Source organism: Halobacillus sp. GSS1, from assembly GCF_017307035.1.
Lineage (GTDB): Bacteria > Bacillota > Bacilli > Bacillales > Halobacillaceae > Halobacillus > Halobacillus litoralis.
The window spans coordinates 68,172-91,505 of sequence record NZ_JAFLHE010000010.1; the positions used below are offsets into that span (position 1 = coordinate 68,172).

A 23,334-nucleotide genomic window follows, 5' to 3' on the forward strand; every position below is an offset into this window, starting at 1 on the left:
ACGCTGGCTTCTTTGATTACAGTCGTGGTAATAAACTTCAGTATCTCACTAAAAACTCTCCGCCTACAAAGAAAAAGAGCCTATAAACCCTGACTTTAAACGTCTGGATCTATAGGCTCTTTTTCTTTTCTTCTATCTTGTTGCTTCTTTTGCTTAATGACATGTAGTTCAAGCTTTCCTCCATATGCTGATCAATCAGCTGAAGCAAGCGTGACAAATCTTTATTCTTTAATGCTTCAAGCAATAGTTCATGTTCTTTGAAGCGCTGTTCTTCGTACAGATCTTCATCTACAAACACATCATACAACATTAAATACACATTAATTTGATTGAGAATTCGTTCTGTAAAGTCAATCAAAAACGTATTTTTCGTCTTTAAAGCAAGGGTCATATGAAATTGCTTGTTCACATCCAGGTACTCCAGAATATCACGGGTTTCGTAAGTTTTTCTTTCATGTTCAATCCATTCTTCCAACTGAAAAAAATCTTCTTCATTCATCTGGTCATAAATTTGTTCAAGAGTCATTCTTTCTAAATGACGCCTCATATCAAAAGCCTGCCTTATTTCTTCAAGCGTTGGTTCAACAACGAAGGCACCCCGATTGGAGTAAATTTTGACTAAACCCTCTTGTTCCAGCTTTTTCATTGCATTCCGGATGGGGGTGCGTGAAACTTGGAGTTCTTTTCCGATCATGTTTTCAACAAGCTGGGTACCTGGTGGTAAATAACGAAACAAAATATGATTCTTCAAGTATTCGTAGACGTCATCCGTTCTGGATTGGCGTTCATTGAGCGTATCAGTAAACGTTCGGTTCTGGATGTTATCCCACCTTTTATGCCAGACGTTTAAAGTTTTCACCAAGAATTTCATTCATTGAGTGAACCGTAATGAATGCTTGTTCGTCTATCGCTGTCATATATTTTTTTAGACGCGTGTAGTCCTTGCGGCTGAGAATCGTTGTGATAACTTCTTTATCTTCTTGATTGAAAGCTCCTTTAGCCTGGTGGATGGTTGCTCCTCTCCCAAGCTGGTTGACGATGAAATAACGGACTTGTTCACTTTCACGACTAATAATGACAATCTCTTTATTGTCTTCAAATTGTTGCAGCATGTAGTCAATAACCAGACCATTCAGGATGACACCGAAAAATGCGTACATTCCGACAGTTGGTCCAAATAGAAAAATGGATGACGTTGCAATGGCAATATCAGAGAACAAGACGCCTTTTCCAACTTCAATGGAAAAGAATTTATTCAGGATCATAGCAAGGATATCTGTTCCGCCGGTAGAGGCTCCCTGATGGAATACAAGCGCCATTCCTGACGCCGCTATGATTTGGCCGATGATCAATTGAATGAGAAGGTCGTTACTTAAAGCTTCCTGCATAGGGAAGAATGCTTCCAATCCCCATACCATAAAGGACAGAGCAAAACTTGCATAAATGGTCTTCAGACCAAATTGAAAGCCCAGGAATATAAAACCGACAATAAATAATATGATGTTCAAGATAATCATGATCATTCCTAATGAAAGATCAGGAATGACTTTATTCAGTACGATCGAAGCACCACTTACTCCTCCTGTGGCAAGATCATTTGGTGAGAGGAAAAAATGGACGTTGATGGCTACTCCAAGCGCACCTAAGTTCATTAACAGAAAAGACCATACTTTTTTCAGCATCAGAAAGCCTCCTTTTTATGTGGAAATAAGTTAGAATTTGTCGAACGAAATTGTAGTACAATCGGGATTATAGAGCCCATATATACGTTTGTAAACAGCTTTGACTGTAAAAAAATAATTTATTTCTTGTAAGCGGTTGAACTTATAATTTTCTAATAAATACAGGGGTCTGATGGCTGAAATTTCGCAATTTGATGAAATCTAACACCATATAAAGAATAGAGAAATATTGATATTAAGGTTTACGTTAGTTTAATTTTGTCGAATTTGTTCCCTCCTTCACCTTGACCACCTAAAAAAAATAGATAAAAAAATCATCATCCATAGTGGATGATGATTTTCCGAGATTTCTATTTAGGTAACTTGACGGTAACCTTTGTACCGGCTCCCTTTTGACTTTCGTACGAAATTTCTCCATTCAGGTCTGAGACAATTTTCTTTGTCACCATCACACCCAAACCGGTTCCTTTTTCTTTGGTTGTAAAGAAAGGTTCCCCTATTTTCGCAAGTTCTTGTGGAGTTAATCCAGGTCCATTATCTCTAACGGAAAGCGTTAGATGGGAGCTGGCCATTTGGATGCTTACACGAACCTCTCCTCCTAGATCCACAGCGTCAATTGCATTTTTAACAAGGTTGATAAGGATTTGGTTCAACCGTTTGGGTTCCGTTTCGAATTTGTCCTGGATAGGATCGCAATCAAAGAGAAGATAGATCTGTTTTTCATTCGCTTCTGGTTCTAACAGACGCAACACATAGGAAACCAGTTGCTCAGGGTCTACCTGCTCCAGCTGAATGGATGATTTCGGCTTAGACAACATCATAAAATCCTGAACGATGGCCTCTATACGATTAACTTCATCGAGAATGATTTCCTGATAGTTATCCCTTAACTCAGGATTGGCTGCACCAATCTGAAGGAATCCTTTAATAGCAGTCAGTGGGTTCTTAATCTCATGTGCAATACCAGCTGACATTTGAGTGATCGTGGACAGTTGTTGAGATTTTTCCTTAAGCTCTAACATCTCTTTGTATCCTGTCACGTCCTCATGAATACCAAGGACATAAGAGTTTCCGTAATACTCGACAGGGAAGCCTTTTGTACGAATCCATTTCGTTTTTTCATTAGGGCCTGTAAGGCGATATTCGATTTCGCTTTCTTTTTTTGCCATTTCATCTAGAGCTGTTCTTAAAGAAGCACGGTCTGCTTCATGAACTTTTTCCATCAACGAATTCGGATCGAGGAAAGCTTCCCGGCGGGGCATTCCGAACATTTCCTTAAAAGCCGGGCTGACATAATGCAGCTCCTTAAAATCCGGCCGGCTGATCCAAAAGACGTCTTTAATGTTATTCGCAAGTAAGGCAAACCTTTCTTCCGACGCCCTTAAAGCTTTTAATTGATTCTTGTATTCTGTTATATCTTGAAGGAAAACAGTGATTCCCATTTCCGTTGGATGAACCGTGACTTGAACATCAGTATTGGTTTTCTTTAAATAGCCTTCGAACTCTACAGTTTCCTGGGTTTCCATTGCTCTTAAATACTGTTGAAAGAAATAGTAGTGTTCACGAATCGGAAAGATATCCCACAACTTCTTAAAATAATTCTGTAAGAAAGGAATTTCTGTCATTTCTTCCATTTTCGGATTGGCATACGTAACTTCCCAGTTGTGATTGATCAATGCAAGGCCGTGTGGAAATTTATCGACCAGATGCATCATTCTTTTTTTCATAGGGGAAGACTCCGATCCAAACGTTTGTATCATATTCCGATGGTGCTGATATCCAACAGATTGATTCAATGAAAATGTGGATTCTTTTTGCTTATTCGAAGAGAGAGTCATGGAAGCAGGGCCGTCGAGCATCCCTTTTATACTTTTCAAGGAAAAAGCAATCTGACCATTCGTCAGATGAACCATCTTGCAATGATATTTATGCTTGTTCGCATCAGTCAACTGAACAGACGATTCTCTGAGACCATCTGTAAGAAGACTATGCAGAACCTGTTGTAGTCGTTGTTGTCCTGTGTGACCAAAACTATGGATCCACTGAGAGAATGACATGTCCGACTCTTCAAGTTGAAGTGTTCCTTGCATCTGCTGATTAAGCGTAACCGTTTGTAGACGCAAATCCAGTAAACATGCAGGTGTACCATTCAAACTTAGAACATCCAAAATTTCACCGCTATGCACTTGGTCAGAATACCTCTCTCTAATTACCAATATTAAGACCTCTTTCCTTTTAGCCGTTCAATATTTTCCAGTACGGTTATCATTATAACGTAAGCCTTAACAATTTTGAATATTTTCAAAACAATTCATACATTATTTTTCTATTTACTACAAATTATGAGACAGAAGACAAGTTTATGATCATTTTCTTCTTTCTTTTCAACCTTCGATACTTCTCCACAGTGTTAAGGAAGCATAACTTAAATATGGTTCCCATTCCTTACTCCAATGTTCCATCTGCTCGTATGTTGGTTTATTTTCCAAGCCAAAATAAAACTTCAATGCATTTTGTATTCCAATATCAGCTTTTGGAAAAAGGTTCGGTCGACCAACACCAAACATCATCCAGTTTTCGGCTGTCCAAGGCCCAATGCCTCTGACCTTTACCAGTTGCTTCATAATCTCCTCATCTGATTCATTCGCTAATGCTTCCAAATGCAGCTTTCCATCCACAATTAAACGTGAGGTATCAATGACATATTCTGCTTTTCTCTGACTGAATTGTAATTCTCTCAATGTTTCATAAGGAGTCTCTGCAACAGTTTGAGGATCTGGATAAAACCATACTCCGTCCTTTTTTGTCCCCAGTGTTTCCACAAAACGAGTACTCAACGTATAAGCGAATTTCATATTCAACTGCTGGTGGATGATGACTTTCATCAAACAGTCATAGAGGTGAAAATCTTTCACAATTGGTGTCCCCGGGTGTGCTTGAAACATGGTTTTCAAACTTGTATCTAAGAAGTGGTGGTGTACTTTTTCTATATCTATATTCCATTGAAATAAATCAGATATGTGGGAGAGCAACGCTACTTTGTCTTCCTCACTGTCACTCGAGACTTCAAAAGAAGGATCAGCGGTTGTGCCGAGCCCCTGGACACGGACAATGTGATGATTTCCTTCTAGTTTCACTGGAACATCCACCCACCGCTCTTCTCGGTTCAAACGGGTTAGAGGGTCAAATGCCCATCGAAGCAATGTGTAATCAAAATCATAAAAAGTGTTTGCTTTAAACTTTTCTTTCCACAAACTGTTTTTCCTCCCTTTTGTCGGACGATTTGTTTATATTTTGTTAAGAATGGGAACTATGCCCTAATATCCTCTTTTACTCATTTCCAACTTCATCCCTTTTCAAACATTCTTCTACATCCACATACATATGTCCACCCACAGTTTCAATTTAATTTCTCTTCCACATCCATCCTTCATTAGAAAGGAAAAACCACTACACGGAGTGTGCAGTGGTTTAGACTCAGAGTCCCCAGACAGGCGCTGGAACCATCTGTTTGATCATAAGATCGTTCAAACTTCCAAAACTATATCCTCTTTTTCTTAGTTCATCAATCAGTTGAGCCAAGGCCTCCGCATTATCTTGAGAAACAGTGTGCAGCAGGATAACAGCACCTGGGTGAATTTGGTCGATGACACTCCTATAGGCATATTCCCATCCGCGTTGTTTGTCTGTCTCCCAGTCCACAAAAGCAAGAGACCAAAAGGCATGAGTGTATCCAAATTCTTTCGCCCACTCTAAAGTTTCCTCATTAAAGGTTCCGCGCGGCGGGCGAACGAAAGTCATCACTTCCTGATCGGTCAACTCTTTGACAGCTTCGTCCACCCTTTCTAACTCCTGCTTCATTTTTTCCTTCGATACTTTTGTAAAATCAGGGTGGCTCCATGAATGATTCCCAATCAAGTGTCCTTCCTTCGCCATACGTTTTAAAAGGTCAGGTGCACTTTCAATATAATGACCGGTTACAAAAAAAGTGGCCGGCACACCTTTATCCTTTAATACATCGAGTACTTGACCGGTGTATCCTTGTTCATAGCCATTGTCAAAGGTCAAATAAACAATTGGGTCACCCGAAGGGTCCACATAAAACCCATCATACTTTTCAATCATCGGTCCATACCGTCCCACGTCAGGTACGGAACCATCTTTCTTCTTACTGAAACCCCAGCCATCAGCCAAGGTATGATTTGGCAAAATCAAGAGGAATAACACTAATACTAAGGCAAATGTTGTTTTCCACATAACGGACCACTCACTTTTTTCTTAGTATGTGTGGACATTTGATGAATATAAAAAAAGGCAGGTGGGAAAATTACCCACATGCCTTTTATAAAAATAGCGACGCCGCCCATCCGAAAATGAAAAGTGGAATATTAAAGTGTAAGAATGTCGGCACACAAGTATCCCAAATATGATTGTGCCTTCCATCTGCATTCAATCCGGATGTTGGCCCAAGTGTACTATCAGACGCAGGAGAACCAGCATCACCTAAGGCCCCAGCGGTTCCAATTAAAGCAGCTGTTGCCATTGGTGAGAATCCGGCTGACAAACAAATGGGTACGAAAAGTGCGGCCAATATCGGAATGGTGGCAAAAGAAGAACCGATTCCCATAGTTACGATTAAGCCGACAAGTAGCAGTAAGAACGCGATGAATGCTTGATTATTTCCAAGATAGTCGGAACTGACTTCAACAAGAGCTGATACAGATTCTGTTTCTGTCAGAACGTTTGCATAGCCTGCCGCTACTAACATAACAAAAGCGATGAAACCCATCATACCAATTCCTTCATTCATTACCTTGTCTCCTTTATAATACGGCACGACACGGAAGATGAACATAAGGATAATTCCTGCGAGTGCAGCTAAAATGAGGTTCTGCCAAACGGCTTGAATCACTAAGGTGACAACGATGGCGACAATGGTCCAGAAATGTTGACGGTTGAATTTGGCGGTTTGTACTTTCTCTACTTCAAACCCGTTCCCCTCTGTAGCCACATTTGGCAATTCACGTTTTTTCCGATAAGTAATGAAAATGGCGATGAAAAGACCGACAATCATACCCGACCCTGGAATGATCAGAGATTGAGCGATCGAACCGATGCCAAGGTCGATTCCACTGCTGCTCATGGATGATTGAATCGTTTCATGGAAGATGTATCCAAAACCGACCGGCAACATGACATAAGGTGCTTTCAAACCAAAGGTCAACGCGGCCGCAACTGCACGGCGGTCCAATTTCATTTCATCAAATAATTTCAGTAATGGTGGAATTAAAATAGGAATAAAAGCGATGTGTACAGGGATTACGTTCTGGGACAAGCTCGCCACAAAGGCGATGACTAGTACCATCATTGTTCGTTTATCCTTTAAAACTCGAAGCAGATAGCCAATCAGCAATGAAGTAATCCCCGAATAGCTGATCGCTACAGCAAAGGCTCCTAATAGTATATAACTAAGCGCTACGCTCGCCTGTTCGCCCATACCGCCGACAAGCAATTCTAATGAACTCACTAAAGTCTCCCCGTTCATGAGTCCTGCGGTCAGCCCTGCGGCAAGAATAGCGATAATGACATTCACACGTAATAAACTTAAGACTGTCATTACCAGGACAGAGACAACAACTGCCCATGCCATAAAGCATTCTCCTCTCATTCTTTTCATACATTAACGATTTATCATGATAAAGCACGAACGCGAAAAAATCAACCCTCAAAATAATTGAGAGTCAATTCTAACGATTCACTGTTTATTCCATGTTCTTTTCAAGGTCTTCCAACATGGAAATAAGACGATCGATATCTTCAACAGAAGTTTCTTCCGGGTCTAACTTTTCAATACGTCCCATAAAATCCGCCAGGCGCACTTTGAGATCCTCGATTCTTTCTTGTTGTGACATTCCTCAGCACCTCTTTTCTATATCATTCACGTTTTAGCCACGTCCATCATAGTACATGTCAAAAGACCTGTCCACAAAGAAGAAATTCACCCACCACTAATGCTATAATGCTTGATAGAACATATAGGAGGAAGAACTCATGTCATTAGATGATTTTAATGCTTACTTGGAAGAAAACCCAATAATCAGGTTATTAGTAATAGCAGCGATACTTTTTGTAGTTGTTCTCATCCTCCGTAAAGTCATTCATACATTTTTCAAAAAAACGGACTTTATTGAGGAAAGAAAAGAAAACACCCTCGAATCCATGCTCAACTCCATCATCAGTTATACGGCACTTATCGGGTTCATCTTTGTCATCCTTGATGAATTCATTTCTATTGAAAGGCTGCTTGCTGGGGCTGGTGTCATCGGAATTATTGTAGGTATTGGTGCTCAAAGTTTGATCAAAGACTTTTTTGCTGGGCTGTTCTTTTTATATGAAAAGCAGCTTCATAAAGGGGACTTCATCTCTGTCAATAACACCTTCCACGGTACAGTGGAAGACATTGGCCTCCGGTTCTTAAAGGTCCGTCAATGGAGTGGAAAATTACTCACCATAAGCAATGGTCAGATCAACACAATCGAAAATTATAACTTTGAATATATGCGCGTGATTGAAAAGGTGACGACAAGCTTTCATCAAGACCCTAAACAAGCGTATCAAGTCTTAGAAAAAGCTTGTGAACGTTTAAATGAAGAATTACATGAATACTTGAAGAAAGATTTGACGGATAAGCCATACGAACCTTTCCAAGTGTATGGGATGTCTTCTTTGAACCATGAACACCGTGGATATGAATACACAGTCGTCGGTGTGGTCAATGACTTAGTTTACTGGACGGCAGCAAAAAAAACGCGCCTCATTCTTGCTGAAGAATTGTTTGAAAACAATCTCTTCATGGCAGAACAGCGCGTCGAATTAAATTCATCTGGTTATGAAGACCATCATTTCACTTCAAATGAAAAGCTCACGTGATCTTGGATCGGGATCCATGCCCCGATTCCTTGTCTCGTGACATTTTTTACGTTCAGCGTTTTTTTCGAGCCTTTGAGCTGAATGTAAACATCCCCAAAGGTCACTTCCCCTTTTTCATTCACAGCTGGTGCATAAGCATGCAGAATACCCACTTTGTTCGTTGGTACACCATAGGTATTGTTTTGCTTCGTCCCTTTACCAATAACGGTATTGAATGAAAGTGGAAGCTTTGTGTTCTTTTGTGCTTCCAGAAGAATAAGCTTCATCATTTGATCGCTGTGACTAATTCTTGAAGTAAGACCACCTTTGATCTGCTTTTCTTCTTTTTGGACATAACTCAGCTTTTCTGTCTGCTTTCCACCATGGTTGCTGTATTCATTCGTATTGATCTCCTGGTATTCCCAATTGATATTCGTTTCTTTGGATTCGTAAGCAAGCGGCCATCGTCCTAAAAAAATCTCGCCCCTATAACCAATGGCGAACGGAGATGGTTTCAATGATGTTTCATTCAACATCTCAATCAATTGCGGGTTCGTCACTCGAATGTCCGTATCTTCCATCAATTCTTTCGTGATTTCTTCCTCTTCCAACAATTCTTGATCATCTGTCGAATTCGGATACGTATTGTCCTTAGATATGTTCAGCACATGATTCGGAATCGCACTTTCTTTTTCTGCTTTCTTATTTTCAGCTGATATCGATCCAGCACTGATGAACATGAAGATCCCAATAAATATGATCAGTCCTAACCATTTTCTTTTCACATCATGGGCCACCTTTCTTTTTTTCTATTTTGTGAAAAATGGCCCGGACTATACACATGGAATCAAGAAAGCATCTTGTTCATAACGTGATTCGCCTTCCCATCGAAAAACTGAATGAAAGGTCCGATCAAAATAATAATAATCACGGTACCGATTCCAATCGGTCCTCCCAGGACTAATGCAAGTACAAGTGCAAAGACTTCTGTCAACGTTTTGGCCGTTCTTAAACTGAAGCCGAACCTCTTCTGCAAAGCAACCATGAAGCCATCAATAGGGTTCAGAGAAAACTTCGGCTGTAAGTACAAAGAAACTCCAAAAGCAATGATTGCAATCCCGCCAACCAGCACCGTCAATTGAATCCAAAAAGATGCGATCCCGAAAGTATCGAAAACCGATAACATCCAAAAATCAATGAATTGCCCAATGACAAAGATGGTGATAACCGCCAATAAATCAGGCTTTTCTTTGGCAATGATAGCATTTGTAAAAATCAGCATAGCACCGATGATAATGACCCAGCTACCTACAGTAAAACCAATGGTCTCAGACAGGCCAACATTAACAGCATCCCAAGCGCCAGCGCCGAGATCTGATTTGATGGTTAAGGTGATCCCAAGGGAAATGATGATTAACCCGATCAAATAAAAGAAAGCTTTAACAAAAATATTCCTCATTCCATCTCTCTCCTCTTTCTTGTATGTATGGCCAGACAAAACTGTTGGCACTTCAACATTTATTCACTATATGGCAGGTTTCTTGAAGACTTAGTTTCGAGACTTGCGTGTGGTTCTAGGAGCTCCGGGAAAAGGTTCGCTTTCCATGGGGCGGGCGGTGAGCCTCCACAGGACGAAGTCCGAGGAGGCTCACCGCCCGCCCCACGGAAAGCGAGTCATTCCCCGCAGCCCCATCCACTCAACAAAAGTCTCGAAACTGAGTCTTCCACTAAATGGAACTTTCACGCAATAGAATAAAGCACAAAAAAAGAGCGCTTATCCAAATTCAGGATAAGGCTCTTTCATTTTACTTGCTTAATTGAATGCACTCAAGCGTTTCTTCAACTTCTATACTATTTTGAACCGATTGAACCATAGAACAATTTTTCTGGGAGATCTCCAGATTCTTTAACAACTTGTCCTGGTTCAAGTGATACCCTTTAATAACATAATGAAGGTGGATCTTTTCAATACGATTGGCCTCATCAGGATTCCTCTCTACCTCAGCCGTCACTTTAATATCCTCATAGTCCGTGCGTTGTTTATCTAAAATCTTCCTGAAAACTCCGATGCTGCAACCCGCAATCGATGCAACCATAAGCTGATAAGGGCGGAAACCGAACGTCTCATCACCTGAAATGTTCATTTGACCGTACTCAAATGACGTGCGTACACCGTTTTCCTTTAAATAAAAGTCCATCATTCATTCACTCCTTTGACAATATGCTACGCCTTTACTTTTATAATAACCGTTTTCAGTAAGGAAATAACCTTCTTATGAGAAAGAAAAACTTGTCCCCTCCTATTGATTTCTTATACGATAAGGAAGTATGAAAAAAGGGGGCCGTCAGTTATGGTATCCAAACAAACACGATTCTGGATTTTAATAGGTCTTGTGACCATATCAGGATTTTCCCAGGGGATGCTCCTTCCATTGATTGCTGTCATCCTTGAACAGAACGGCATTTCTTCCTCTATTAATGGATTGCATGCTACCGGGCTTTACATAGGTATTTTACTTTCTTCTCCATTCATGGAAAGACCTCTGCAACGTATTGGTTATAAACCAATGATTATGATTGGAGGGGCTCTGGTTGTTGTATCTCTTGCCTTATTTCCATTCTGGCAGGCGCTATGGTTCTGGTTCATTTTAAGAGTCACCATTGGAATCGGTGACCAAATCCTTCACTTTGGAACTCAAACGTGGATCACAGCTACAGCTGAAAAACACAACCGTGGCAGAAGCATCGCTTATTACGGCCTGTTTTTTAGTGTCGGCTTTACGCTTGGACCGCTGATGACCAATTTATTGGCATTTGGTATCTATGTACCATTCATCATTTCCTCATCCTTAAGTTTTATCGTCTGGTTATTCATGATTTGGGTTAGAAATGAAACACCTGAAAAAGACCATACCACAGCCTATGGAACGAGTTCAATCAAAAGGTTTGCTAAAGCCATTCGTCTGGCCTGGGTTGCTTTTTTGCCACCTCTTGCCTATGGATTTCTGGAAGCAACCCTTCATGGAATCTTCCCTGTGTACGGAATGAGGATTGGACATGATGTTAACTTATTATCCTTAATCATTCCGTGTTTTGCTGCAGCCAGTTTATTTTCTCAAATTCCTTTAGGCGCATTAAGTGATCGGATTGGAAGAAAAAAAGTCATCTTAACCGTCGTAGCTGGGGGAATCTTTGCTTTTCTTGCGGCTGCTCTCTTTGAAAACTCTGTGGTCGCTCTCTTTGCCACTTTCGCATTAGGCGGTTTATTTGTGGGTTCCTTGTTCTCTTTAGGCATTTCATTCATGACAGACTTACTCCCGAAAAACCTTCTTCCTGCTGGAAACATATTATGCGGAATGGCATTTAGTGTCGGAAGTATTCTAGGTCCTTTCTTGTCTGGCTTTTTCTTGGACCTTTGGCCAAATCTATCGTTTTTCTACGTCATCGTCACCCTTTTGATTATCGTATTTGCAGCTACTCTTTACAAAAAAGATCCAGGTGCCCCCTCACTCCAAGAAGCTTGAGCCTTTCCTTGGAACGAACGGATGGAAGAGCAGATAAAAAAGCTGTGGACATGTTGTCCACAGCTTTTTTTATTTGGAAAGGGCTTGTGTCAGTACATCAAGGTTGTGTTCCATTAGGCTGAAGTAATCTTCATCGTTTTTAACATTTTCTTTAGTTAGAACAGACAAGTTGTGAAAACGGAGCGCTTCTGCTCCGATTTCATTTTGGATCACTTCTGAAACTTTCGGCGTGATGTTCTGCTCAAAAACCACATATTCAAGATTGTTTGACTCGGCGACTTGAACAATATTTTCAAGGTCTTTTTGAGAGGGCTCATTTGTTGGGCTTAAGCCTGAAACAGCAATCTGCTCTATGCCATAAGCCTCTTCCCAATAACCATAGGCTGCATGGGAAACAATTACTTTACTTTTAGCTTTAGATTCTACACGCTCATGAAACGCCTGATCCAATTCCAACAGTTTCGCTTGGAGTTCTTCATAATTTTCTTCATAAAGATCTTCCTCTTCTGGATTCATTTCAATCAACTGATTTTTGATTCCCTCTGCCATTTGTACAGCACGTACAGGATCCAACCAAACGTGAGGGTCTTTTTCACCGTGGTCGTGGCCGGCATGACCATCTTCTCCGTTGGCATGTTCATCTTCTTCATGTGCATGCTCATCTTCACCGTGATTATCTTCTCCCTTGGCACCTTCTTCATGATTATGAACATGTTCTTTCAAGTCTATATCCCCTGCTGCTTCTAGGATTTCTACACCCTCTGGCTGAATCGATTCGGAAATTTTCTTTGCGTATCCTTCTAAACCGGCACCATTATAAACAAATAGATCCGCTTCTGCCATTTTCACCATTTCCTTAGTCGTCGGCTCATAAGTGTGTGCGTCTGAACCCGGAGGCAGAATAGATTGTACGTTGACTGTCTCTCCACCTATTTGTTCAGTAAAGAACTGTAAAGGATAAACCGTTGTATAAACGTTTAATTCTCCGTTATCGTCACTAGTTTTTTGATTATTCTGCTCGGTTGCCGTCTCTTCATTTCCACAAGCAGTAACCAGTAATATGGTAAGTATAAAAGATAATAAGATTGCTAGTTTCTTCATTCGTCGACCTCCTCGTCTTTCCAAAAAGATTATATCGTAACCATTACACTTTGTAAACAGTAACCATTACTTTTTGCCACCTACAAAAAAAGATACCCGCGTTTAAAACGCAGGTTCCCTTTTAAGTCAAGGTATAGATCAGTTACATTGCGGGCATTTACCATATATTTCGAACTTGTGGTTTTCAACATCATATCCATTCAGGTTCTCATTAATACTATCCATCGGGCAGAATTCAATCGATTTCGTTTTTCCGCATGTGGTGCAAATGAAGTGATGGTGATGGCCATGTGTATCACACCCTAAACGAAAATGCTTTTCTCCTCCAAGCTCTGTAGCTTCTAAAATATCAACATCAGTCAGCATATAAAGATTTCGATAGATCGTATCATAACTTACACCAGGAAAATGATTCTGTATTTCCTTTAGAATCTCTTTAGCTGCAATATACTGGTCTTGTTTGACAAAAATCTCCAAAATACGTTCCCTTTGCTTCGTTCTTTTATATCCTTTTTCCTTCAGTCTCTGCAAAGCTGTTTCTACGTTCATTATGCTTCACCCTTTATCCATTGTTGAGCTCGAACTCGTTTGTAAAGAATCGACATAATTAAAATCAAAATGGCTGTCACTACAATGGTTCCTCCTGGAGGTACACTGAGATGATAGGACGAAATGAGACCGATCAGGACAGAGGTTTCCCCAAAAGCGATGGATAGACCAATCGTCTGCTTGAAACTCTTTGCAATTCGGATCGCTGAAGCCACTGGTAAAGTCATTAAAGCCGATACAAGTAAAATTCCCACTACCTGCATAGAGGATGCGATGACCAGTGCAACCATGACGATGAACAGCAAATGAATCCATCTTCCATTCACACCTGACACAGAGGCATGCTCCTCGTCAAATGACAGAACGAAAAGTTCCTTATAAAACAGAATAACAATAAGGATGACAATGGAAGTAATCACCAGCACGGTCCACATACTATCACGGCTGACGGCTGTTACACTTCCGAATAAATAACTGAATAAATCCGTATTAAATCCATCCGCAAGAGAAATGAGAATCACACCGACACCGATCCCACCTGAAAGAATAATAGGAATGGCAAGTTCTTCATAGTGTTTATACACCTTTCGAAGACGCTCAATCAATATCGCTCCGAACACGGAAAAGGCCATCCCCATGTAGATCGGATTCCATTCATTGACGGCCGTCACTCTTTTTTCAAGCAGCAAACTTGCTGCAATTCCTGTTAACGTAATGTGGGATAAGGCATCAGCAATCAACGACAGGCGTCTGACCACAATGAACACTCCCAATAAAGGAGCAACGATACCGATTAATATTCCTGTTATAGCGGCATTTTGTAAGAATTCATATTGTAGAAAACTATCAATCATTGTGGGTCACCTCATGATGCGTGTGATTATGGGTCAGCTGCTGGACGGAATGACCATAGAGCTGATTGAGGTCCTCTTCACTAAATTCCTTGTATTCTTCTGAAGCACCGTGGAAATGGACCGTCTTATTCATACAAATGACGTGCGATGCATGCTCGGTAATGGTCCCGATATCGTGGGTGACCATCAAGAGGGTAATTCCCTGCTCTTTATTCAGTTTACCAAGCAAATCATAAAACTCCGTGACGTGCTTCGCATCTACCCCGACCGTCGGTTCATCCAGAATTAATAAGGAGGGGTCACTCACTAAGGCCCTTGCAATAAACACCCGCTGCTGCTGCCCTCCGGACAATTCTCCGATATTAGAGTAGGCGTATTCCTCCATTTCTACGACTCTCAATGCTTCCAATGCTTTCTCTTTATGTTTTTTATTAAAGAATTTAAATGCTCCAATTCGGGAGACCAGCCCGGTCTTCACAACTTCAATCACCGTCGCAGGAAAACCAGAATTGAAACTGTTGGCTTTCTGTGAGACAAATCCAATCTCCTGCCAATCCTGATAGTGCTTCAAGGTTTGACCGAATAAGCGAATGGAACCATGATCCGGCTTAACAAGACCCAGCATCAATTTAATTAATGTGGACTTACCTGAACCATTCGGTCCGACAAGACCAAGGAACTGGCCTGATTGAATGTCCAAGTTTACGTCTTTAACGACCCATTCTCTATCATATTTAAAAGATACATTTTCTAACTTTACTATTGTTTCATTTCCCATGGTCAATCCCTCTCGAAATAATAATCATTACGAATTAAATTATAATGGATATGTACGTCAAAGTAAAAACGTCTGTATTATAGCCTTCCCTTTTTGAAACACAGGTTAATCAATAATCGTTACGATTTAAATGCACAAGGACCATCATAAAGGAGGAGACGTTCCGAATCAAGACTATTTTTCAGTTCGTTATCAGGGGGGAGCTTTCTCCTACATTTATTAATAAGCATAGTCCCGGGTACGAGCTTACTAACGTTCTCGCCTAACACCTGTTCACGTTCCACAGTTGCCAAATATGAAAATATACGGAAAGACAAAAAAACCAGAGCTGAATGAAAAGCTCTGGCTACATGGTTTATAGATATCGGTTGTGACGCTTCTCCAAATAATCTTGAAGAGCGGAAAAAATCATAGTAAGCGGCCAATATACAAGGGCTGCTGTAATATACATCGTCATTGAATCGACCGTACGACCTGCTGCAATTTGTGCTTTGTTCAAAATTTCAGGAACAGAGATCATGGCAGCAAGCGATGTGGCTTTCAGCAAATCAAGAAAAACATTCCCAAGCGGCGGGATGGCAATTCTCGTTGCCTGAGGCATGATGATTCTCCTTATCGCCTGCCAATACGTAAATCCCAGAGCTCGGGATGATTCCCATTGACCATTCGGAACACTGTTCAAAGAAGCCCGATTGATTTCAGCAATATAGGCTGCACTGTTTGTTCCAAATCCGATGATGGCAGCTACAGTTGCGGGCATTTTAATGCCTACAACCGGAAGACCGAAATACAAAACGAATAAATACACGAGGATCGGTGTGCCTCGCATGAAAGATATATAAAATCGGGCAGGCCATCTCAGCCAGACACGGTCCGATCCTCTCGCAAGGGCTAAAAAGAAGCCCAGAATGAGCCCTACCACCATACCACTTAAAGCAACAAGCAAGGTCAAAGGCACACCTTCAAGAATAAAAGGAAGATTCGCCCATGCGCGCTCTGCGTTAAAAAGCTTCTCGATTTGAATTTCGTTTATTTCGATACCTAACATAAGGATCTCCTTACAGTTCTAGTCCTTCGATTTCACGGATATCCGCTTCTGGTTTTTTAGAAGCATCCTTGCCACCGAAGAACTCTTCAGAAAGCTTCGTAAGGGTTCCATCTTCATGCATTTCCTGCAATACGGCATCGATTTCTTTCTTCATTTCGGAGGCATCATCCGGCATAACAATAGCGGAGTTCGTCGGATGGAACTTCAAGTCCGGGTGTAGTTGAACTTCGATATTAGGCAGTGCTTTTAATGCAAGGGACTGTAAGTAGTAATCATTGATGATGAAGTCTGTATTTCCGTTTTCCACATCACGCAAATAAACATCATTGGTTACATTACCGTATGTTTTCGTCTCAGCACCGAAGTGTTCAGCAATTTGAGAGAACACCGTAGTCGCTCCACCACCATGTGTTTTTCCTTCGAGGTCCTCCAATTTTTCAATCCCGGATAAGTCAGACTCACGAACAATCATTGTGGAATAAGAATACTTATATGGTTCACTAAACGTAAACTGTTCTTGACGGGCTTTAGTTACTTCCATGTCGTTAATCACGGCATCAATACGGCCACTGTTGATGGCAGAAAGTAGTCCATCCACTCCGTATTCTTCAAATTTCAACTCAAGACCGAGACGATCAGCTACTTCTCTCATAATTTCTACGTCATATCCAGTCATCTCATCAGAGTCTTCTGGATAATAAGAAGCTGGGAAAAGCGTACCGGAAGTACCGACAACAATCTCCCCTTTTTCCTGGATTTCGCTCCATTTGCTATCGGAAGCTTCTTCGCTCCCATTGCTATCTGAACCGCTCTCTCCGTCCTCACTGGAACCACAAGCAGCGAGGAATGCAGCAAGCATAAGCATAAGTATGAATAAAAGACCTTTGCGCATTCGTTGTTTCCACCTTCCATATGTTTTTTGCACCTGTCTAATATAGCAACTTGACACCTGTAATATCAACTGCCTGAATCCTTTTTTACATATTCCATTATTTCCACTTGTATTATCACCTTTTCATGGTATGATAATAACATATATTAAATTAAAATAATTTTAAATAACTAACCCTTTTAACCAACTGTTATTGACTTTCATTCTCAATTATCAAAAGGAGTTGAAAATTGCATGAATCAGTCTAGAACCTTTCCTTCCATGAAGTGGTGGAAATTACCATCGTTTTCTACCCTTAAGGAACACGCTGAATTAATCGCAGCCATAATCAGTGGATTCCTTATTTTACTGGCATGGTATGGCGAACATCATTGGACACCTTCTGTTTTTGTGAGTATATATGTGACCGCCTTTGTCATTGGTGGTTTTGCCAAAGCGAAAGAAGGATTAGAAGAAACGGTAAAAGAAAAATCACTCAACGTAGAATTGCTCATGATTCTGGCCGCCATAGGTTCTGCTTCGATCGGATACTGGACAGAAGGAGCCATTCTCATCTTCATATTCGCTCTCAGCGGAGCGTTGGAAACATACACCATGAACAAAAGCCATAAAGAAATCTCTTCTTTGATGAGTCTGCAGCCGGAAGAAGCTTTTCTCATTACAAATTCCGGATATGAGTGGGTGCCTGTAAAAACACTTCAAGTCGGTGATCAAATTTTAATTAAACCTGGAGAACGTGTCCCTGCCGATGGAAGTATTGTGAAAGGAAGTTCGACATTAAATGAAAGTGCCATTACTGGTGAATCACTCCCTGTAAATAAAAAAGAGACAGGAGAAGTGTTTGCAGGAACGATGAACATTGATGGAAGTCTTGTTGTCTCTGTGACTAAACCATCCAATGAAACGCTCTTTCAAAAGATCATCGCCATGGTTCAAAACGCACAAAGTGAGAAATCACCCTCACAATTGTTTATTGAAAGATTTGAAAGTACGTATGTAAAAATCGTATTAGCGGTCGTTGGCCTTATGTTATTTCTCCCTCACTTTCTGTTTGGGTGGACGTGGATGGAAACCATCTATCGGGCCATGATTCTACTTGTCGTAGCATCTCCATGCGCCCTGGTCGCTTCCATTATGCCTGCCACCTTATCGGCCATATCGAAAGGAGCACGTCAGGGGATCTTATTTAAAGGGGGCGTTCATCTCGAACACCTTTCTCATCTAAAAGCGATCGCCTTCGATAAAACAGGTACGCTTACGAAAGGAGAGCCGGAGGTCACTGACTTTCTTCCGTTAGAAAGTGACATGGAACACTCCATCCTTTCTATTGTTTCTTCCATTGAAAATGAATCCAACCACCCTCTCGCTCAGGCGATTGTAAGCTATGCGAAGAAAAATGACTGTACATTTTCTACCGTCGAAAACGTCAAGGATCATAGCGGTATGGGTGTAAGCGGCCTTTACGAGAACGAGGAATGGAAAGTAGGTAAAGCGGATCTGGTCGGGAAAGAGGCAGCAATGGCCTATAAAGGGAATTACGCGGAAGTCCTTGCCTCAGAAGGAAAGACCGTGATTTTTGTAGCAAGAAACGAAAAAATCGTCGGCCTTTTCGCCTTGAAAGATACCGTCCGAAAAGAAGCGAAAGAAGCGATTGCTACCTTAAGAGAGCATGATATTTACACCATTATGTTGACAGGGGACAATGACCGGACAGCCAAAGCCATTGCTGAAGAAGTGGGTATGGATAACTATATCGCTGAATGTATGCCTGACCAGAAACTTCAGGAAATCAAAACCTTAAAAGATCATTTCTCCCATGTCTCGATGGTCGGTGACGGGATCAATGATGCGCCGGCGCTTGCAGAAGCAGATGTTGGAGTCGCGATGGGAGAAGGTACAGATGTCGCCTTAGAAACTGCTGATGTGGTCTTAATGAAAAATGATCTCCCGAAGATTGGTGAAGCGATACAAGTTTCTCGAAAAATGAACAAAATCATTAAGCAGAACATTATCTTTTCCATTACCGTAATCATGCTTTTGATCGTAAGCAATTTCCTGCAGATCCTCGATCTTCCTTTAGGTGTCATTGGACACGAAGGGAGTACGATTCTTGTGATATTGAATGGACTCCGATTATTAAAATAAAGAAAGAAAGCGGGACCATAATCGGTCCCGCCTTTTTATGCGTTCTATCCCCATGTCTCTCTCGTTCTACGATGGTGACTCATGGCATTGATCTCCCCTCCCAGAATAATGACGACTCCGGAAAGGTATAACCAAATCATCAGCACAATGACTGTACCTAAACTGCCATAGGTCGCAGAAAAATTCCCAAGACTACTCACATAAAAAGAAAACATCAGAGACACTAACTGCCAGCCGAATGTGGCAAACACCGCCCCCGGTACGGTATCACGATATTTTAACCGTTTGTTTGGTGCCATGACATACAAAAAAGACAAAACGATGTAAAAGATGATAGAGGATATCACCCACCTCATCCCATTCCACAACGTCAAAAAGTTTTCAGAAAGTCCGAAAACGGAAAACAGCTGTATGCCGATCGTGTGCCCGAGAACAGGGAGAAGGAAAGCGATCCCAATAACAAAAACCATCGCCACTGTCAGCACAATCGCAATCAACCGCGATACAAAAAATGACCGGTTCTCTTTGACGTTATGAGCACGATTGAATGCGCGCATAATGGCATTGACCCCGTTAGATGCGGCCCAGAGAGTCCCGACTAAACCGATGGATAGTAAACTTCCATTTTCGCTGCTTAGTAAGGACGAAACGTTTTCGGTAATCAAATCGAATGTCTCAGGCGGTGCATAGGTACTGACGAATGCAAGCACTCGTTCCTCGTCAATATGTAAATATCCGAGTAATGTAAGCAGGAATATCATAAAAGGAAACAAAGATAGTAGAAAAAAATACGACAGTTGAGCTGCCATCCCTCCGACGTCATCTTCACCGAAGCGAGTAAACAACTCTTTGCCAAAATTCTTGATGGTCTTCACAATATTCCCTCACCTCTTGTGATCAAGAAGCTTCTTTTGAATCGTCAACAGCTCTCAGCTGCTCTTTCACTTCTTGATTAATTTCCCCTACTTTATTCAGCATACTCTCCGCCTTGTCCAATAATTCCAGAAGATCTTCGACTCCTTTATTCACCTGGGCAGAAAAAGCCTCATAATTCACTCTAACTCTGTGGATTGCTTCTGAAGGCTGCTTCACGAAACTTTGACACTTCGAGCCTGTAGCCCGCGATTTTTCTCCTACATACTGTCGCGTATCTCTATCCATAAGAGCAGCGATTCCTCCTACCAAAGCCCCAACAAGTACACCTTTCCAAAGTTTACTCTGTCCCATAAACATCCTCCTTAAGATTATGATCGTTTTTTATTTTATCTAAAAGTTCAAAACATCCATCATGGACGAGGTCATAGACATATTCAAAATTACCTGTGAAATACGGATCAGGTACTTCGGTTTCCTTCGAATAAGGAACATAGTCCAACAATTTAGCGATCACTACCCCGTTCTTTTCTCTAATTCCTTTCAAGTCCTGGATGTTTTTATCATCCATCGCAATCAAGTAATCAAAGTCATCCCAGTCAGATTCCTTCACTTGCCTTGCACTCATCCCCTTATAAGAGATGCTTTTATCATCAAGGATTGCCCGTGTCCCTTCATGTGGTTCAGCTCCAATATGCCAATGACCAATCCCTGCAGAATCAACGGTTATCTCTTCGTCCAACCCTTCTTTTTTTACTAGATCCTTAAAAACAGCCTCTGCCATAGGTGAACGACAAATGTTACCGAGGCAGACAAATAATACACGAATCATAACTGTGTTCCTCCAATGTAGTATTTCTCATCTGTTTATTTTCTATGAAAGCGTCGAAAATCCTGCATAGCTAAAACAGTTCACCCAAATATCTTCCCTTTTTATGTCGAAATCAACCTCTCTTTTTCATTTTTATACAGAAATGACCTTGACATTTGTTTCTAATTTTCGGAATATTTAATATATGGACAAACAAATACTATCAATATAGTTAGGGGGAAGATGATGGGTGAAGGTAGTGCACTACACAGTTTTTTAAGTGAGTTAAGTGGAATCGTCTGGGGACCATTCCTCTTAGTGTTATTAGTCGGAACAGGGGTTTATTTAACACTCCGTCTAGGTTTTCTTCAATTTAAAACGCTCCCGTACGCTCTAAAGCTTGCTTTCAAACCAAGCAAAGAGAAGAAAAAGAATGAAAAGGGGGATATATCCCATTACCAGGCGCTAACCACAGCCCTTGCAGCAACCATCGGTACAGGTAATATTGCTGGTGTCGCAACGGCCGTTGTCCTAGGGGGACCAGGCGCCGTTTTCTGGATGTGGGTGACAGCTGTTTTTGGTATGGCGACGAAATATGCCGAAGCGGTACTAGCCGTTAAATACAGAATTGAAGGCAAAAACGGGGAAATGTCCGGCGGTCCGATGTATTATTTGTCCCGCGGTTTGAAAACGAAGTGGCTTGGACGCCCTCTCGGTTTCTTATTCGCGATCTTCGGTGCTGTCGCTGCATTCGGAATAGGGAACATGGTCCAGTCCAACTCCGTTTCTGATGTCATGGAAGGTACGTTCAATGTTTCACCATGGGTGACAGGGATTCTGTTGACCTTGTTAGCTGGATTAGTATTACTTGGAGGAATTAAAAGTATTGGGAAAGTCACGGCTTTCTTTGTCCCAATCATGGCTATCTTTTATGTCATTGGTGCATTAATCATACTTATTCTCAATTACAACATGGTCATCCCGGCATTGGGAACCATCTTCAACGATGCATTTACAGCGAGCGCTCTTGGTGGCGGTCTACTCGGAACAGTCATTCGTTATGGCGTCGCACGTGGTGTGTTCTCCAATGAAGCAGGTCTCGGTTCTGCACCGATCGCTGCTGCTGCAGCCCGTACAGACTATGCCGGCCGCCAAGCACTAGTTTCTATGACCCAAGTATTCATCGATACCATTATCGTTTGTACGATGACAGGTTTGACAATTGTCATGGCCGGTCAATATCAAGGTGGGTTGGACGGCGCAGACTTAACTTCTACCTCCTTCCAAATTTTCCTTGGTGATGTAGGAGCTTATATTGTAACAATAGGCCTAGTCTTCTTTGCCTTCTCGACCATTGTCGGTTGGTCCTACTATGGGGAGAAGTGCTTCGGTTACTTGACGAAGCAACGATTCATCGGTGCTTACAAGATTGTTTTCGTAGCATTCGTGCTTGTAGGTTCTGTTTCCCAACTGAGCACCGTATGGGTGTTCGCTGATGTGATGAATGGCTTAATGGCCTTTCCGAACTTGATCGGACTATTACTCCTATCCGGAGTCGTAGCCGCCGAGACGAACAAGTTCCTGAAAGTCGCCAAAAAAGAAAAGCAACAAGAACGCGAACAACGCCAAGCTGGTTAACCTTAAAACCAACATACCAAAAGAGCTTACAGCCCAAATGGCGCTGTAAGCTCTTTTTTTGGTACAACTCAGTTTCAGAAACATTCCCTTTAGTTGAAGACTCAGTTTCGAGATTTTTGTTGAGTGTATGGGGCTGCGGGGAATGACTCGCTTTCCGCGGGAGCGCGGTGAGCCTCCTCGGACTGCGTCCTGCGGGGTCACACCCTGCACTTTTTTCCCGCAGGAGTCTCGCCATTCCCCTCCGCCCCTTTATCATAATAGGTTCTCGAAACCACTACGATAAGGACAGCTCGTATGATTATTAGAAAAGGATGAAAGAACACCTCGCCTAGCACAGAAAAGCCTAATCCGAAGCGCTTTCCCCCCTAACAGTTGGATAGTAGAAGACCATCAAACTTGGTAAAGGGGTTCGTTACACTCATACATCGAATGGGGGGGTTGGGAAGCTGCGAGACTCCCGCGGGAATGGATTGGCTGGCAAGACCCCACAGTGCGTAGCACGAGGAGGCTTGCCGTCATCCCCGCAGGAA

The 23,334-nt window shown here is 41.7% G+C and carries 23 protein-coding genes; 4 read left to right on the top strand and 19 right to left on the bottom strand.

What is annotated here, in order from left to right:
* Positions 1–109 precede the first annotated feature (109 nt).
* The 7 genes from J0K78_RS15725 to J0K78_RS15755 all read right to left on the bottom strand — a co-directional run bounded on the left by J0K78_RS15725 (position 110) and on the right by J0K78_RS15755 (position 7,594).
* A complete protein-coding gene (locus tag J0K78_RS15725; RefSeq protein ID WP_370551156.1) occupies positions 110–859 on the bottom strand; it encodes a GntR family transcriptional regulator in 750 nt (249 codons plus the stop codon).
* The gene (locus J0K78_RS15730; RefSeq protein ID WP_160914303.1) at positions 834–1,682 is read right to left on the bottom strand and encodes a YitT family protein; all 849 of its coding nucleotides are present in this window, start codon (positions 1,680–1,682) and stop codon (positions 834–836) included. The genes J0K78_RS15725 and J0K78_RS15730 overlap by 26 nt, the downstream gene beginning before the upstream one ends.
* Before the next feature lie 350 nt (positions 1,683–2,032).
* Entirely contained in the window at positions 2,033–3,898 is a 1,866-nt protein-coding gene (locus tag J0K78_RS15735) for a PAS domain-containing sensor histidine kinase (RefSeq protein ID WP_242517917.1), read from the bottom strand.
* Between the two features lie 168 nt (positions 3,899–4,066).
* Positions 4,067–4,936, bottom strand: coding sequence for a DNA-3-methyladenine glycosylase family protein (locus J0K78_RS15740; RefSeq protein ID WP_206947891.1), 870 nt, complete (start codon positions 4,934–4,936; stop codon positions 4,067–4,069).
* 223 nt (positions 4,937–5,159) lie between these two features.
* Entirely contained in the window at positions 5,160–5,939 is a 780-nt protein-coding gene (pdaA, locus tag J0K78_RS15745) for a delta-lactam-biosynthetic de-N-acetylase (protein WP_206947892.1), read from the bottom strand.
* An 85-nt stretch (positions 5,940–6,024) separates the two neighbouring features.
* Positions 6,025–7,332: a Na+/H+ antiporter family protein gene (locus J0K78_RS15750; RefSeq protein WP_206947893.1), complete on the bottom strand. Its 1,308-nt coding sequence runs from the start codon at positions 7,330–7,332 to the stop codon at positions 6,025–6,027.
* 112 nt (positions 7,333–7,444) lie between these two features.
* Positions 7,445–7,594, bottom strand: a complete 150-nt coding sequence (locus J0K78_RS15755) for an SE1561 family protein (protein WP_167356021.1) — start codon at positions 7,592–7,594, stop codon at positions 7,445–7,447.
* A 139-nt stretch (positions 7,595–7,733) separates the two neighbouring features.
* Between J0K78_RS15755 and J0K78_RS15760 the strand changes: the two genes are divergently transcribed.
* Positions 7,734–8,612, top strand: a complete 879-nt coding sequence (locus J0K78_RS15760; protein WP_206947894.1) for a mechanosensitive ion channel family protein — start codon at positions 7,734–7,736, stop codon at positions 8,610–8,612.
* Here the strand turns inward: J0K78_RS15760 and J0K78_RS15765 are convergent.
* The 3 genes from J0K78_RS15765 to J0K78_RS15775 all read right to left on the bottom strand — a co-directional run bounded on the left by J0K78_RS15765 (position 8,582) and on the right by J0K78_RS15775 (position 10,789).
* Positions 8,582–9,376 (bottom strand): YfkD family protein, encoded by a 795-nt coding sequence (locus tag J0K78_RS15765; protein WP_160914294.1) that lies wholly within the window; start codon positions 9,374–9,376, stop codon positions 8,582–8,584. The genes J0K78_RS15760 and J0K78_RS15765 overlap by 31 nt on opposite strands.
* 62 nt (positions 9,377–9,438) lie before the next feature.
* Positions 9,439–10,050 carry a YczE/YyaS/YitT family protein gene (locus J0K78_RS15770; RefSeq protein ID WP_206947895.1) on the bottom strand — a complete coding sequence of 204 codons (612 nt, stop codon included), beginning with the start codon at positions 10,048–10,050 and terminating at the stop codon, positions 9,439–9,441.
* A gap of 346 nt (positions 10,051–10,396) precedes the next feature.
* Positions 10,397–10,789 (bottom strand): OsmC family protein, encoded by a 393-nt coding sequence (locus J0K78_RS15775; RefSeq protein WP_206947927.1) that lies wholly within the window; start codon positions 10,787–10,789, stop codon positions 10,397–10,399.
* Positions 10,790–10,942: 153 nt separating this feature from the next.
* Here J0K78_RS15775 and J0K78_RS15780 point away from each other — a divergent pair, with 153 nt between their 5' ends.
* On the top strand, positions 10,943–12,115 hold the full coding sequence (locus J0K78_RS15780) for an MFS transporter (RefSeq protein WP_206947896.1): 1,173 nt from the start codon (positions 10,943–10,945) through the stop codon (positions 12,113–12,115).
* 69 nt (positions 12,116–12,184) lie between these two features.
* Here J0K78_RS15780 and J0K78_RS15785 read toward each other — a convergent pair whose 3' ends face one another.
* From J0K78_RS15785 to J0K78_RS15810, 6 genes are all read right to left on the bottom strand, one after another.
* Positions 12,185–13,216 carry a metal ABC transporter solute-binding protein, Zn/Mn family gene (locus J0K78_RS15785; RefSeq protein ID WP_206947897.1) on the bottom strand — a complete coding sequence of 344 codons (1,032 nt, stop codon included), beginning with the start codon at positions 13,214–13,216 and terminating at the stop codon, positions 12,185–12,187.
* A gap of 138 nt (positions 13,217–13,354) precedes the next feature.
* Entirely contained in the window at positions 13,355–13,765 is a 411-nt protein-coding gene (locus J0K78_RS15790) for a Fur family transcriptional regulator (protein ID WP_160914286.1), read from the bottom strand.
* Positions 13,765–14,619, bottom strand: coding sequence for a metal ABC transporter permease (locus tag J0K78_RS15795; RefSeq protein WP_206947898.1), 855 nt, complete (start codon positions 14,617–14,619; stop codon positions 13,765–13,767). Before J0K78_RS15795 ends, J0K78_RS15790 begins: the two co-directional genes overlap by 1 nt.
* Positions 14,612–15,397: a metal ABC transporter ATP-binding protein gene (locus tag J0K78_RS15800; RefSeq protein ID WP_206947899.1), complete on the bottom strand. Its 786-nt coding sequence runs from the start codon at positions 15,395–15,397 to the stop codon at positions 14,612–14,614. The genes J0K78_RS15795 and J0K78_RS15800 overlap by 8 nt, the downstream gene beginning before the upstream one ends.
* 355 nt (positions 15,398–15,752) lie before the next feature.
* Positions 15,753–16,445, bottom strand: a complete 693-nt coding sequence (locus J0K78_RS15805; protein ID WP_160914281.1) for an amino acid ABC transporter permease — start codon at positions 16,443–16,445, stop codon at positions 15,753–15,755.
* Positions 16,446–16,455: 10 nt separating this feature from the next.
* Positions 16,456–17,337 carry a transporter substrate-binding domain-containing protein gene (locus J0K78_RS15810; protein WP_206947900.1) on the bottom strand — a complete coding sequence of 294 codons (882 nt, stop codon included), beginning with the start codon at positions 17,335–17,337 and terminating at the stop codon, positions 16,456–16,458.
* A 234-nt stretch (positions 17,338–17,571) separates the two neighbouring features.
* On the opposite strand from J0K78_RS15810, the gene J0K78_RS15815 reads away from it, so the two are divergent.
* Positions 17,572–19,482 carry a heavy metal translocating P-type ATPase gene (locus J0K78_RS15815; protein ID WP_206947901.1) on the top strand — a complete coding sequence of 637 codons (1,911 nt, stop codon included), beginning with the start codon at positions 17,572–17,574 and terminating at the stop codon, positions 19,480–19,482.
* Positions 19,483–19,526: 44 nt separating this feature from the next.
* Here the strand turns inward: J0K78_RS15815 and J0K78_RS15820 are convergent, their stop codons facing one another.
* From J0K78_RS15820 to J0K78_RS15830, 3 genes are read right to left on the bottom strand one after another with little or no spacing between them, the layout of a single operon-like run.
* Positions 19,527–20,357: a YihY/virulence factor BrkB family protein gene (locus J0K78_RS15820; RefSeq protein WP_160914275.1), complete on the bottom strand. Its 831-nt coding sequence runs from the start codon at positions 20,355–20,357 to the stop codon at positions 19,527–19,529.
* 22 nt (positions 20,358–20,379) lie between these two features.
* A complete protein-coding gene (locus J0K78_RS15825; protein WP_206947902.1) occupies positions 20,380–20,709 on the bottom strand; it encodes a YtxH domain-containing protein in 330 nt (109 codons plus the stop codon).
* Positions 20,696–21,187: a low molecular weight protein-tyrosine-phosphatase gene (locus tag J0K78_RS15830; RefSeq protein ID WP_206947903.1), complete on the bottom strand. Its 492-nt coding sequence runs from the start codon at positions 21,185–21,187 to the stop codon at positions 20,696–20,698. Before J0K78_RS15830 ends, J0K78_RS15825 begins: the two co-directional genes overlap by 14 nt.
* A gap of 225 nt (positions 21,188–21,412) precedes the next feature.
* Between J0K78_RS15830 and J0K78_RS15835 the strand changes: the two genes are divergently transcribed.
* Positions 21,413–22,804 carry an alanine/glycine:cation symporter family protein gene (locus J0K78_RS15835; protein ID WP_206947904.1) on the top strand — a complete coding sequence of 464 codons (1,392 nt, stop codon included), beginning with the start codon at positions 21,413–21,415 and terminating at the stop codon, positions 22,802–22,804.
* Positions 22,805–23,334: the final 530 nt, after the last annotated feature.